This is a genomic window from Microvirga medicaginis (genome assembly GCF_052658925.1).
The window spans coordinates 196,061-209,197 of the sequence record NZ_JBQWEL010000001.1; the positions used below are offsets into that span (position 1 = coordinate 196,061).

Below are 13,137 nucleotides of genomic sequence, written 5' to 3' on the forward strand. Positions count from 1 at the left end.
GTGCGGCCGAGGTTCGTCCGCGGCCTAACCGCTGTGCTGCAGTGGAAGCACTGACGCTCAAGGGACGGCCCCGGCATGACCCCAGCACTTCCGACCCGATCTCAGCTTCACCGTTTGACTGCGCCTGATGCATTCTGGTGGTCCACTGGCATCGAGGACACCTTCATCACGGCCCCGCATCCGGTGACCGGAAGGACTCTGGACGAATACGAACTGACGGGCCATTACGACCGTTGGCGCGAGGATCTCGGGCTAATCGCCGAACTCGGTGTACCTTGTGCGCGCTATGGCGTGCCGTGGCATCACATCCAACCCGAGGCGAACACCTGGGACTGGACATTTCCAGATGAGACACTGGAGCGGCTGCTGGATCTAGGTGTCGATCCGCAGGTCGATCTCGTCCATTATGGATTGCCGGCATGGATTGAAGGAGCTTTCCTTCACCCGGATTATCCAAAGCTCGTTGCCGAGTATGCCGGGCGCCTTGCCGAGCGCTTCAAGGGACGCATCACGTGGTATACGCCTCTCAACGAGCCGCGCATCACAGGATGGTATTGCGGGCGCCTCGGCTGGTGGCCGCCGTTCCGGCGGAGTTGGCCTGGTTTCGTCGCACTGATGCTGGCTATCGCCAAGGGCATGGTCGAGACCGTCAAGGCGCTGGAAAGCGTCGATCCCGAAATCGTGCCCTACTTCGTCGATGCCACCGATCTCTTCGACACGGACGATCCCGCCTTCGAGACCGAGGCACGGCGCCGCCAGGAGATCGTCTTCCTCGCGCTCGATCTCGTCGCAGGGCGGATCAACGAGCGTCATCTGCTGTGGCCATGGTTGCTGAAGAACGGCGCCCGAGACGCCGATCTCGCTTACTTTCTCGACAATGCGGTCGGAGTACCGGTCATCGGCATGAACCTTTACCCGATGTTTACGCAGAAAAAGCTCCTGCGGGACGCCGGGGGCCGCTTTCGCATCCGCATGCCCTATGCGGGCGCCGATCTTATCACTCGCCTCGGCCGGCTTTATTACGCGCGCTATGGCGCGCCGTTGATGATCTCCGAGACGGCGTCCATCGGGTCTCTGCGCCGCCGGCTGGATTGGCTCGACCAATCGATCACAGCCACACGGCAATTGCGCACCGAGGGCATTCCGCTCGTCGGATACACGTGGTGGCCGATGTTTTCTCTCGTCACCTGGGCCTATCGCCAGGGCCGCCGTCCCGTGACGGAACACCTGGCGGCCATGGGATTGTGGGACATTGTCCCTGACGAGGCGGATCCGTTGCGCCGGGTAAGGACACCCGCGGTGGATTCCTACCAACAGCTTGCAAGAGGCGGAGCAGAGGCTGTCGGCCCGCTGACGGGAGCCGCGGCTCCTGTGGCTGCAATGCGTTGATGCGAAGGAGAAAGCCGAATGTTCCGAAGCTTTTTTCTGGCCGGGTTCGAAGGATCCACCGGGTACAACCGGCATGGTCAATGGTTCGACCAGATTGTCGCGACGGGCCATGACAAAACCGTCGATGAGGATTACCGGCAACTTGCAGGCCTTGGCCTCCACGCAGCCCGCGAGACCATCCGTTGGCCGCTCGTGGACCTTGGGCGAGGGCGGTATGACTTCTCGACTGTCGAGCCTTTCGTGGAGGCTGCGCGCCGCCATGAGGTGGAGGTGATCTGGGATCTCTTCCACTACGGCTACCCGCGAGAGATCGATCTCTGGAGCGAGGAGTTCCCGAAGCGGTTTGCCGATTATTGCTATGCCGTCGGCCGCTACATCGCTGCACGGACTGACGGCACCTGCGCCTTCACGCCTGTGAATGAGCCTTCCTTCATGGCCTATGCGGGCGGCGAGAGGGGCCTGTTCGCCCCTCACGTGACAGGGCGCGGCTGGGATCTCAAGGTGACGCTCACGCGAGCGGCTATCGAAGGCATCAATGCTCTGTGGACCGCCTGTCCTGGCGCGCGCATGATCAATGTCGATCCCTTGTGCCGGGTCGCTTCTCCCGTTGATCGCCCGGATCTGGCAGAGGAGGCGCGTGACTTCAACGAGCGTCTCGTCTTCCAGAGCTGGGACATGCTGTGCGGGCGCCTTCTGCCCGAGCTCGGCGGCAGCCGCGAGCATCTCGACGTGGTGGGGATCAACTATTACTGGACGAACCAGTGGGAATGGGGTGGAGCCCCGCGAGGCGATGGAGTGGTCCCGCCGCTCAGTGATGACGATCCGCGTCGATGGTCCTTGAGCAATCTCGTCCGCTCGGTCTGGGAGCGCTACGGTGGCGAAGTAATGATCACCGAGACGAGCCATATCGGCGATCACCGCAGCCGTTGGCTGCATGAAGTCGCGCAGGAGTCGGAAGTTCTCCTGCGCGAAGGTATTCCGCTGCGAGGTGTATGCCTCTATCCGATCCTCGGCATGCCCGAATGGCACGACCCCGACATTTGGACGCCGATGGGATTGTGGGATCCCGTCTGCCATCGCGACCCTTGTGGAGAGCGGCTGATCTGCGAGCCTATGCTCGAGGCTTTACGATCCGTGCGGCATGTGGACGAACTCCACCATGCCCTGCTCGCCGCCTCGAACAGAGCAAACCCGATCAGCCAGCAGATGGCAGCCGAGTAAACCGCATGGACCTCAGCGACTTCCCCGGTGAGGATCCTTTCCCGAGGCCTGGCTGCTCTTTCCGGATTGATTGGCTGAGTCCCTCATATGTTCGCCTGCACGATTGCCGCCATGCTTGGCTTTCTGCGAGTCCTCAGGGCCGCGGCCCTGTTTTGCCATGTCTGATCGTTTCATCGCTCGGCCTCCATTGGCTCCGCTCATCGAGCATTGATCGACAGCAAGCCAACGGAACGCATGATAGGATGTTCCGCAGGTACTTACTCGGCCGCCTGTCTCAACGGCAGGAAGCCGATCGCCTGTCGTTGCGGTCCTTCCTGCTTCAGGGTGCGGACCATGTCTTCGTATTCCCGCTCCATTTCCGGCGTCACCGAGGGACGCGTTTCCCGGAGAGCCTGCTCGAAGTGGGCCATGGTCACATTCTGCGCTTCCAGAGACTCGCGCAGGGCAAGCAAACCGGCCCTGCGGGTAAGGTCTTCGAGATCGGCACCTGTGAAGCGGCTGGTTCGTTCAGCGATCACGTCGAGATCCACATCGGGGCCCAGCGGCATCGATTTCGTGTGGATCCCGAGGATGTGTCGTCGGCCCTGTGCATCGGGCACCGGCACGTAGATCAATTCATCGAAGCGGCCCGGACGGAGGAGGGCGGGGTCGATCAGGTTGGGCCGGTTCGTGGCGGCCATCACGACGACGCCTTGCAACTCCTCGAGCCCATCCATTTCGGCCAGGATCGTGTTGACCACGCGCTCTGTGACGGCGGGCTCACCCAATCCGCCGCCGCGCACCGGTGCCAGCGAGTCGACTTCGTCGATGAAGATGACGGTGGGGGCAACCTGCCTGGCGCGTGCGAAGAGCCGGGAAACCTGCTGCTCCGACTCTCCGTACCATTTTGAGAGAAGGTCCGATGACTTCGTGGCGACGAAGTTCGCCTGCGCCTCGCGGGCGACCGCTTTCGCGAGAAGGGTCTTGCCGGTCCCGGGGGGGCCGAAGAGCAGGAAGCCTTTGGCAGGGCGTATTCCCAAACGGCGGAAGGATTCCGGGCTTTTGAGCGGAAGCTCCACGCCTTCGCGCAGGCGGGTTCGTGCTTCCTCGACGCCTCCGATATCGTCCCAGGTCACGTTGGGCACCTGGATCATGATCTCGCGCAGCGCGGAGGGTTGAATGCGCTTCAGAGCATTCTGGAAATCCTGTCCGGTGACTCGCAGATTCTCCAGCACGTCACTGGGGATGCCGTCCTTAAGATTGATGTTCGGCAGGATGCGTCGCAGCGAATCCATCGCCGCCTCGCGGGCAAGGGCGGAAAGATCCGCGCCGACGAAGCCATATGTCGTTCGCGCGATTTCATCGAGGTTCACGTCTTCGCCAAGCGGCATGCCGCGCGTGTGGATCGTCAGAACCTCGCGGCGACCCGCTTCGTCCGGAACGCCGATTACGATCTCGCGGTCGAAGCGCCCAGGTCTGCGCAGCGCTTCGTCGATGGCTTCACGACGGTTCGTTGCGCCGATGACGACAATGTTCTGGCGTGGTTCCAGGCCGTCCATGAGAGTCAGCAGCTGCGCCACGATGCGCCGCTCCACCTCGCCAGTCACCTGTTCACGCTTTGGCGCGATGCTGTCGATCTCGTCGATGAAGATGATGGCAGGGGCGTTCTGCTGCGCTTCCTGGAAAACCTGTCTCAAGCGCTGTTCGGACTCGCCATAGTGACTGCCCATGATCTCCGGGCCAGCAATATGGAAGAACTGCGCCTCGGTCTCGTTGGCGACGGCGCGCGCGAGCAAGGTCTTGCCGGTGCCCGGAGGGCCATAGAGCAGGACGCCCTTTGGCGGGTCGATGCCGAGGCGCTGGAAGAGCTCGGGATGGCGGAGAGGAAGCTCCACCATTTCACGCACTTGGTCGACGGTGTTTCCAAGACCGCCGATGTCGTCATAGGTCACGTCCGCACGGCGCGCTTCTTTCGGCTCCTCGAATTGAGGACGAAGATCGACCTCGGTTTCAGCTGTTACCTGAACGATACCGCGGGGCTGCGTTGAGACGACGACGAGGCGGATCTCCTGTAACCCGTAGGCCGGGATGTTCAGGAGGCCGCGCAACTCCTCGGGAAACCTCGGGTCGGCCGCATTGGGTGAGTAGACGGAAGTCGAGATGACATCTCCCGCTGTGAGCGGACGCTGATAGAAGGTCCGCCTCAAGGCGTCGCCGGAGCCCTGCAGGCGCAGTCCCTTCTGAGCCGGAGCCAGGACGATGCGCGTCGCAGGACGAACTTCGGCCTTCTTGACCTCCACATAATCACCCCTTCCGACACCGGCATTGACGCGTTGCAAACCGTCGAGGCGGATGATGTTCAGGCCTTCGTCCTCGGCGTAGGGCGTAACGGCGATTGCGGTCGTATGCCTCTTGCCGACGATCTCGATGGCTTGGCCTTCCTGCAGGCCAATCTCCGCAAGTGCCTGGCGACTCATGCGGGCAATGCCGCGGCCAGCATCGCCCGGGCGGGCATTCGCGACTTGAAGGCGTACGATCTGCCCGTCGTCTGTCATAGCTTCGTTCCTGTTATCCAAGTGGTCGATCAAGCGGGAATATGTGCAACTAAATTGCGTGAAGCATCGGATCTCGGTCGCCGCGAGTTCAGAAGATTCCAGAGTGGCTTTGCCGATGAATCCGCTGGTCAAACGCTACATCGCTGGATTTGTTGCGGGCATTGCTGCCAGGGGCGTAGCTCGTTCTGAGGTAAGATGAGCGTGAGGAAAAATAATTGCGCGAGGCAGGGCTTGATTCTGGACGCACATCATCGTGAGCCCGCGGCGGGAACCAGGAAATGCGTCGTCCGTTTCCAGCCTATGAAGCCGCGCCGCGAGATCCTGAACAGGCCTGTCGTCCTCCTGGTGGAGGACGAGCTTCTCGTGCGCCTGACGCAGGTGGAAATCCTGCGCGACGCCGAGTTCTGGGTCGTCGAGGCGCAGGATGCGGACGAGGCCTTCGATCTCCTCAAAAAACGCCCGGACATCAATGTCGTGCTTACCGATGTGAACATGCCGGGATCCATAGACGGGTTTGAGTTCGCCCGGCTCGTCCGGCAGGGATGGCCGGACGTGGGTATTCTTGTGATTTCCGGCAAAGTGGCGCCAAAGTCCGGGGATCTGCCGGAGGGCGCACATTTCCTGCAAAAACCGATCCGCCCCGAGGCCCTCGTCGAGGCCTTGAAGGAAGCCATGGTCCCGAGGACCTTGGAAGCGTGAAAAGTTCGACTTGATCAACTAATTTTGATCTTTCCTGCTGGCTTCACGAGAGAGGAGAGTCGTGCATGACTAAGCCGCGGGTTGCTTTCGCGGGGCGTCATGTTCCCCTGCCGCGATCAAAGCCGCTCAGGATCAGCCTGGGCGTTGCGCTGGTGTTGGGAGGGATGATCGGATTTTTGCCCGTGCTCGGCTTCTGGATGGTCCCACTCGGAATCATCGTCCTATCCGTCGACCTTCCGGTTGCACGCAGGCTGCGCCGCCGCTCCGTTGTCTGGTGGGAGCGCCGCCAGCGTGCAAGACAGGAAAGGCTTTAGGTTGCCGGGATGCGTCCTTCCGGCGTGTACTGATCGACTGCCTGGGGTAGCTCGCGCGATAGGCGCGCCAGAATCTCTTCACGTGAAAGTCCGGTCTGCTGCGTGAGCGTCGCCAGAACATCAGGTCCGATGGCCTGCTCAAGTTGTTGCGGTGCAATCTCCTTGTTCGGGCCTGTGCTGACCCATGAATCGGCTACATCGCCCTGACCGTTCTGACGGAACCGGTCGACGAGTTCGCCGAGACCGCCATTCAGCAGGCCACCTGCGCCGGCACCTCCGAGGCCACCCAGCAGCCCGCCGAGGCCTCCAAGGCCACCTGCTTGCTGACCAGGCAGTTGACCCGGCTGCCCAGGTGCGCCGGGCCGCTGCCCGCCACGCATCATCTCCGCAATTTTGTCTCGGTTCTGGTAACCGGCGATGGCAAGAAGGCCCAGAAGGGCTGTCATGGAAGGAAAGCCACGGCTGCTCATGTTGTTGCTCCTGATGATCGAACATGAACCGCGCGAACAGGAAAAGGGTTCCGGCCGAGATTGCTCCACGGATTCATGACAGGTTCGAACTCAGTCGGGACGCAAAAATTCATCGGTCGAATTGTCGCTCGGATATTTAAATACGCCGAGGCCGCCCCAGATAATCGGGCATGCCCGATAAGATCAAAACTCTTCCTCAGAACACCCCTTCGGTTGCCTCCGGTGCGGCCTTGAGCGCGGCTGTGCGGCTTCATCTCGGCAAGCAGCTTCGTGCGCTTTACGGCGACCCGGCCGAGGACAAGTTGCCGCGCGACCTGGCCAAGCTTGCCGAGCGCGTCGCGCAGGTCATCCGCGCGCATACGGAGCCTGTGGATCAGGCCTTCGTCGACGGCGTCATGGAAGCCCTGCCAAATCTGCGCGCCTTCGCGTTGTCGCTCACCGGCAAGCTCGATCAGGCCGAGGATCTGGTGCAGGACACCGTGCTCAAGGCCCTGACGAAGCAGGAGACATTCGAGGCCGGCACGAACCTTCAGGCTTGGCTTTTCACCATTCTGCGCAACGGCTTCTACTCGACTCATCGCAAGACCAGCCGCGAGGTCGAAGATGGAGACGGCGCACATGCCGCGAGCATGATTGCGATTCCGGATCAGGAGGATAAGCTCGCATTGCAGGATCTGTCGACCGCTCTTGAAAAGCTGCCGCAGGAGCAGCGGGAAGCGATCATCCTGATCGGTGCGGAAGGCATGTCCTACGAGGATGCGGCGGAAGCTCTCGGCGTGAAGGTCGGCACCATCAAGAGCCGCGTGAACCGCGCTCGCAACCGCTTGGCTGAGCTGATGGGAGTCGCGGGGGATCGGCTTCATAGCCACACCGCCGACGCTTAATCTTGACAGTTTCAAAGATGCTCCGCGCAGGTATGAGAGATTTTACCCTGCCGCTACGCGGAGCATCTGTTACGGTTGCCTAAAATATCAGCGGCAAGAACGGTCGGGCTCCTGAACTTTTCCTAAGGTTTCATGGTTGAGCTGACAGCTGGTGGGTGCTCGTAAACGCTTCTCTGCCAAGGAGGGGAGCATGGAACACAGACCTCTGTCTGAACTCGGTCACGTTGCCGATCTGAAGCCTTCGGAAGTTCCTGTTCTGTCGAAACGAGAACGCCTCGATCGCTGGGCGGAGCTCCTCGAACGGGAGCCCGACCGCCTTCTCGGAACCCTCGACGAGATCGAGTGGAAGCCGAAGGCGGTGCGCCTTGCCATGCGTGCCGACAATTCCGCTCTGACGGTCGCCTTTAACGATCCGGTGCTGCGGACGGCTGGCCTGCTGAGCGATCGGTTCGGCGATGCGGTGAACTTCTTCCAGATCTCCGAACATGATGCGCATATCGTGCTCTGTTCGTGCCATGGCGGTCAGTTCATGCGAGCCGAAGAGGCAGCGCGTCGGGTGCGCGGCATCCGCTCTCCGAGCCTGTGGTCACTCTACTTCGGCTGGCTTCGATAAGGGCAAGGCCTCGGCGCGATTTCAATCCTTGTAAGGATCGAACTCGCCGGGGCCTGCCATGGCCACGGCGAAGGGGCGCAAGGTGTGCTCGATTTCGATCGTGTCGCCGTGATAGGTGAGCACGTCTTCAAGACGCCGGTAGACCATGGGACTTTCGTCCACGTCGCCGCCGCGCAGCAGCACGCCTTTCTCTCGCAGCCACGTATCCATCTCCTCGCGGGTGAAACGGGGAGGGCGGACCCATTCGCCTTTTTTGTTCTTCTTGCCCTTCGCCTCCATGCGCCCAAAGAGACGGCCCGCACCGTGCACGGTGGAATAAAGGCTGTCGGCGCTCTGCTCGCTTTCCACGCCGTGCAGGATCACCGCATTGTCGGCCATGGAGCCGCCGACGAATCCGCGTTGTCCGGGAAAGGCGGGTGTCGCGCCCTTGCGCACGACCCAGTAATTATGCCCGCCGTGGTTCTCCCGCCAGACGAAGTTGTGGTGGTTGTGGACCGAATCCGTGACCGTGCCGCCGATGATCTGGCGCACGCGCTCGACCACCCATTCACGTCCAGCATAGGCGTAGAGGCCGCCAAGCCTCACACCGGCGAGATAGCTGCGCCCGATCTCGCTGTCCTGGTGGACGAGAGCTGGCTCGACCTCCATGCCATCCTTCGCACCGACAAGCGCCAGGTGCTTGGTGGTGATCTTGTGCCCAAGGCCCCTGGAGCCGAAATGCACGCCAATCCAGACGAAGCCCTCCTCATCCTCGAACAGATCGACATAATGGTTGCCCGAGCCGACCGTGCCCAATTGCTGGGACGCCGTCTTCTTCAGGTCGCGGACACCCGCCTCATCCCAAAGGGGAGAATCGAACAATTCGTGATCGTCCGCGACAGCATTCTTCTGCCCAATGCCGAAGCTGATGGTCTTTCCGATATCGCTCAGGATGCTGCCAGCCTGTTTAGCGATGTCCTCGTATCGGGTGTCGAGGCGCACGGCCATATTGCCGCAAGCAATGTCAAAGCCGACGCCGCTGATAGAGATGTGCTCCTCATAGGCCACCACCCCGCCGATAGGATGTGCATAGCCCAGATGACCATCTGCACAGAGCACGCCCTTGGCTGCGCTACCAGCTCGCATGCAGCGGTTCAGCTGCTGGATCGTCTTCTCGTCATGCTCGCCATAGATGCGGGTATTCATGTGAACTCTCAGGTGCGCCTCTGCTGTCAAACTGAATAGCGCAAGACACGTTCCTGCGAGAATTCGATCTCTGATTCTCGAGCAAGATGAAGCATTAGCTTAGCATTAGGGTGGCATGTCGAGAGCAGCAAATTTCACAACATAAGCTATTAAGCTAAGGTGCCGCACAAATTTGCTTAGCAACCTGAATTTAATTCTAGCAAAAATGCGCCTCTACCACTTATGAGGTATCAATCTGAATTCCAAGCCATGCTCTAAAAACAACGATTTCTTTGAGGATGAGCATGGCAGCTACAATTTCAGTCGCGCGGACAGGCAATCAGGATATCGATGGCGTTCTTTGGAGTTCGCGCTGGAGTGATTCGAAACTCACCTACAGCTTCCCGACCAAGGCATCATATTACGGTGAGGATTACGGGTTCGGGGAACCACGGAATAATTTTGCCGCTTTGAGTGAGGACCAGCGTGATGCGGCACGCCAAGTTTTCGCGATGATCGCCGCGACTACTAAACTGACCTTCACCGAGATCGCAGAAACATCGACAACTCACGCAACCTTACGGCTTGCCAGATCGGATGCGCCGTCGACGGGTTGGTCGTATATGCCGGAAGCAGCCGACAAAGGCGGAGATACCTGGTTAGGGCGCTCCAATGGTTTGTTCGATGATCCGGTGCCGGGAAGCTATGATTATTATGGCTTCATTCATGAAATCCTTCACTCCGTCGGCCTGAAACACGGAAACGAGACCGATGTCTTCGGGGCGATGACGTCTGCCCATGACTCCATGGAATTCTCAGTGATGACCTACAGGTCATACATTGGTGCAGCCGGAGACTATGTGGAGAACGAACTCTTCGGCTATGCCCAGTCGCCCATGATGTACGATATCGCCGCCCTTCAACACCTATACGGGGCGGACTTCACCAGCAATGCCGGCAATACGGTCTATCGCTGGAGCCCGACAACTGGGCAGGAATTCATCAATGGCATCGGACAGGAGGCGCCAGGGGACAACCGCATCTTCATGACACTTTGGGATGGCGGCGGAAACGACACCTACGATTTTTCGAATTACGCCACGAACCTCAAAGTGGATCTGCGTCCCGGCCAGTGGTCCCGTCTCTCGCCGGAGCAAATTGCCCAGCTGGGCGAGGGGCATGATGCACGCGGCAACATCGCGAATGCCCTGACTTATCAAGGTGATCCCCGCTCGTTGATCGAAAATGCCTACGGTGGCATGGGCAATGATGTGATCACGGGAAACGCCGCAGCCAACAGGCTCAGAGGCGGGAATGGCGCAGACCGTCTTTATGGGCGCGAGGGGAACGACATCCTCTGGGGTGGTGCGGGGAAGGATATGTTCTTCTTCAATACCAAGCCGAGCGGCGCTAACCGGGATCGCCTTGTCGATTTTTCCGTCGCAGATGATACGATCTATCTGGAAAACGCGGTGTTCACGAAGTTGGGGAGTGCCGGAAAGCTGTCGGCCGCTGCCTTCTGGAAGGGAGCCGGGGCGCACGATTCAACCGACCGCATCGTCTATGATGCCGCTCAAGGCGGGCTCTATTACGATGCTGATGGGACAGGGAAAACAGCCTCCATCCAGTTCGCCCAGCTATCGAAGGGCCTGAAGATGACCTCTGCCGATTTTGTGGTCGTGTAGGGCGTAAACCTTGTTGCCAATGGGCTGCGTTATCCAGCCGATCTGCGTTCTTTGATCGAGAATGCGGATCGGCGGCTCAGGAAGCGACATTGCCATCCGCCATATGGTCACGATCGGTCTCGAAACTGGAGGCGGTGCCGACCGTTTGTCCGGCCTCAAAGGCAACGAAACATTGGTCGGCCGTACGGTCCGCGATATCTGGCGACGGCCCAGGTCCTGACCGGGCGGCTCTCCGGGGCTCAAAAACCATGGCCAGCGACCTCCGAATTGTCTGGAGAGAGGCCCCCAAGCACCTTCCCCTTGCCGCTACCATCCGTCAATTTGACTTCCCGCCGGGTTTGGGGGACATCAGCGCCTTCGTGGGATAATCCCGCCCGGTTTCCTGTCGGCAAAGGCTTGTCCGCCTCCGGAGTTATTGATGGACGGTTCCGTCGCCCAGCAGAATCTATCCTTGCGCCGTTTCTCGGTGGAGCAACTTACGAGCTTCATGGAGCGCAGCCATGCCAGGCTTTGTGCCGTGCTCGTGCTGCTGTCGCTAGCCTGCTTTCTGCCAGGCTTCACCACCCTCCAGCCCATGGACCGGGACGAGCCGCGCTACGCCCAGGCTTCCAAGCAGATGCTGGAATCCCACGACTTTGTCGATGTCCGCTTCCAGGACGAGGCCCGATACAAGAAGCCGGTTGGCATCTATTGGATGCAGAGCGCCAGCGTCGCAATCGGCGATGCGCTGGGAGTTTCCGAGGCTCACACCACGATTGCCCTCTACCGGATACCATCCCTGCTCGGCGCCATCGCGACGGTTCTCCTGACCTATTGGGCGGCTCTGGCCTTCTTCGGGAGGCGAGGGGCCTTCCTGACAGCGGCACTGATGGCCACCTGCGTCATCCTCATGGTCGAGGCGCGGCTCGCCAAGACGGATGCTATGCTGACCGCCTGCTCCGTGGCGGTCATGGGCGGGCTGGCGCGGGCCTATTTGAGCAGGGGCGCCGGGGTACTGCCCCGCCGTGCCCTGTTGATCTTCTGGATGGGCTTCGCCCTCGGGATTCTGATCAAAGGGCCTCTGGTCCTGATGTTCGCCGGCCTCACCGGCGCAGTCCTCTCCTACAAGGAGCGCTCGACCCGCTGGCTGTTCACCCTGCGTCCTTGGCTGGGCCTAGCCTTCACGCTGGCGGTCGTCCTCCCCTGGTTCATCGCCATTGCCATCAAGAGCGGCGGCGCCTTCTATTCGGAGGCGGTGGGCCATGACATGCTGGGCAAGGTCGGCACAGCTCAGAAATACCACTGGGCTCCACCCGGGTTCTATCTGCTGGCTTTCTTCGCCACCTTCTGGCCCGGCGCGATCCTCGCCGCCATCGCGGTGCCCTTCGCCTGGATCCACCGCAAGGAGGAGCCTGTCGCCTTCGCGCTCGCCTGGATCGTTCCCTCCTGGCTCGTCTTCGAGGCAGTTCCGACGAAGCTGCCGCATTACACTCTGCCGCTGCTCCCGGCGGTGGCAATCGTGACCGTCATGGCGATCTCCCGCCATTTCGTGGGGCCGCATCGGCCGTTGGCGAAGGTGTCCACGGTCCTTGTTCCTTTCATTCCGGTGGGGCTGGCCATCGGCCTGTCGGCGGCGAACTGGTCCTTCGACGGCACGCTGCCTTATCGGGGCCTGCCGTTCATGATGATCGCCTCGCTGATCGCGCTTTATGCATGGTGGCTCTTTATCAAGAACCGCATGCTGAGCTGTCTCTGGGCCGGTTTTCTCGCGGCGGTCTTTCTGTCCATCGGCGTGTTCGGCTTCACCCAGCTCGACCTACGGTCGCTGAAGATCTCGCCGAAGCTCGCAGAGACGGTGCACAATTTGCCTGCAGGCAAAGTTCGGGTCGCCGCGCTCGGCTATCATGAACCGAGCCTCGTGTTCCTGGTCGGGACCAATCTCGATCTTATCGACACGGGCGCAGAGGCTTCCGCTTTCCTGAAGAACAACAGCTGCGCCATTGCCTTCGTGGACAAGCGCTTCGAGGGTGATTTCCGGGCCGAGAACGAGCGGAACGGCCTCGTGCCTGCACTCTCGACCCGCGTCTCGGGTTTCAATATCAACAGTGGAAAGCGTGTCGATATCGGCGTCTATTCCGTCGATTCCGGCTGTCCATGATTTCTTCTCTCAAGAGGGGGCCCTAAG

11 protein-coding genes are annotated in these 13,137 nt (G+C 60.6%); 8 read left to right on the forward strand and 3 right to left on the reverse strand.

The features are described 5' to 3' along the window. Positions 1-75: 75 nt before the first annotated feature. On the forward strand, positions 76-1,389 hold the full coding sequence (locus tag ACUXUR_RS00925) for a family 1 glycosylhydrolase (RefSeq protein WP_445500437.1): 1,314 nt from the start codon (positions 76-78) through the stop codon (positions 1,387-1,389). 18 nt (positions 1,390-1,407) lie between these two features. Beyond that, positions 1,408-2,610, forward strand: coding sequence for a glycoside hydrolase family 1 protein (locus ACUXUR_RS00930; protein WP_445500439.1), 1,203 nt, complete (start codon positions 1,408-1,410; stop codon positions 2,608-2,610). Between the two features lie 257 nt (positions 2,611-2,867). On the opposite strand, the gene ACUXUR_RS00935 is transcribed toward ACUXUR_RS00930, so the two are convergent. Next, positions 2,868-5,144, reverse strand: coding sequence for a CDC48 family AAA ATPase (locus tag ACUXUR_RS00935; RefSeq protein WP_445500440.1), 2,277 nt, complete (start codon positions 5,142-5,144; stop codon positions 2,868-2,870). 300 nt (positions 5,145-5,444) lie between these two features. Here ACUXUR_RS00935 and ACUXUR_RS00940 point away from each other — a divergent pair, with 300 nt between their 5' ends. Both ACUXUR_RS00940 and ACUXUR_RS00945 read left to right on the forward strand, forming a co-directional pair. Continuing rightward, positions 5,445-5,843, forward strand: a complete 399-nt coding sequence (locus ACUXUR_RS00940; RefSeq protein ID WP_445500862.1) for a response regulator — start codon at positions 5,445-5,447, stop codon at positions 5,841-5,843. 65 nt (positions 5,844-5,908) lie between these two features. Beyond that, positions 5,909-6,157, forward strand: coding sequence for a hypothetical protein (locus ACUXUR_RS00945; RefSeq protein ID WP_445500442.1), 249 nt, complete (start codon positions 5,909-5,911; stop codon positions 6,155-6,157). On the opposite strand, the gene ACUXUR_RS00950 is transcribed toward ACUXUR_RS00945, so the two are convergent. After that, the gene (locus ACUXUR_RS00950) at positions 6,154-6,627 is read right to left on the reverse strand and encodes a YidB family protein (protein ID WP_445500444.1); all 474 of its coding nucleotides are present in this window, start codon (positions 6,625-6,627) and stop codon (positions 6,154-6,156) included. The two genes, ACUXUR_RS00945 and ACUXUR_RS00950, sit on opposite strands and share 4 nt — an antisense overlap. Positions 6,628-6,797: 170 nt before the next feature. Between ACUXUR_RS00950 and ACUXUR_RS00955 the strand changes: the two genes are divergently transcribed. Continuing rightward, positions 6,798-7,511 (forward strand): sigma-70 family RNA polymerase sigma factor, encoded by a 714-nt coding sequence (locus ACUXUR_RS00955; RefSeq protein WP_445500446.1) that lies wholly within the window; start codon positions 6,798-6,800, stop codon positions 7,509-7,511. Positions 7,512-7,701: 190 nt separating this feature from the next. Beyond that, a complete protein-coding gene (locus ACUXUR_RS00960; protein WP_445500448.1) occupies positions 7,702-8,124 on the forward strand; it encodes a hypothetical protein in 423 nt (140 codons plus the stop codon). A 21-nt stretch (positions 8,125-8,145) separates the two neighbouring features. On the opposite strand, the gene ACUXUR_RS00965 is transcribed toward ACUXUR_RS00960, so the two are convergent. Further along, positions 8,146-9,309, reverse strand: coding sequence for an RtcB family protein (locus ACUXUR_RS00965; protein WP_445500450.1), 1,164 nt, complete (start codon positions 9,307-9,309; stop codon positions 8,146-8,148). A 284-nt stretch (positions 9,310-9,593) separates the two neighbouring features. Here ACUXUR_RS00965 and ACUXUR_RS00970 point away from each other — a divergent pair, with 284 nt between their 5' ends. Both ACUXUR_RS00970 and ACUXUR_RS00975 read left to right on the forward strand, forming a co-directional pair. Next, positions 9,594-10,973, forward strand: coding sequence for a M10 family metallopeptidase (locus ACUXUR_RS00970; RefSeq protein ID WP_445500452.1), 1,380 nt, complete (start codon positions 9,594-9,596; stop codon positions 10,971-10,973). Between the two features lie 418 nt (positions 10,974-11,391). Then, positions 11,392-13,110 carry an ArnT family glycosyltransferase gene (locus ACUXUR_RS00975; RefSeq protein WP_445500454.1) on the forward strand — a complete coding sequence of 573 codons (1,719 nt, stop codon included), beginning with the start codon at positions 11,392-11,394 and terminating at the stop codon, positions 13,108-13,110. Positions 13,111-13,137: the final 27 nt, after the last annotated feature.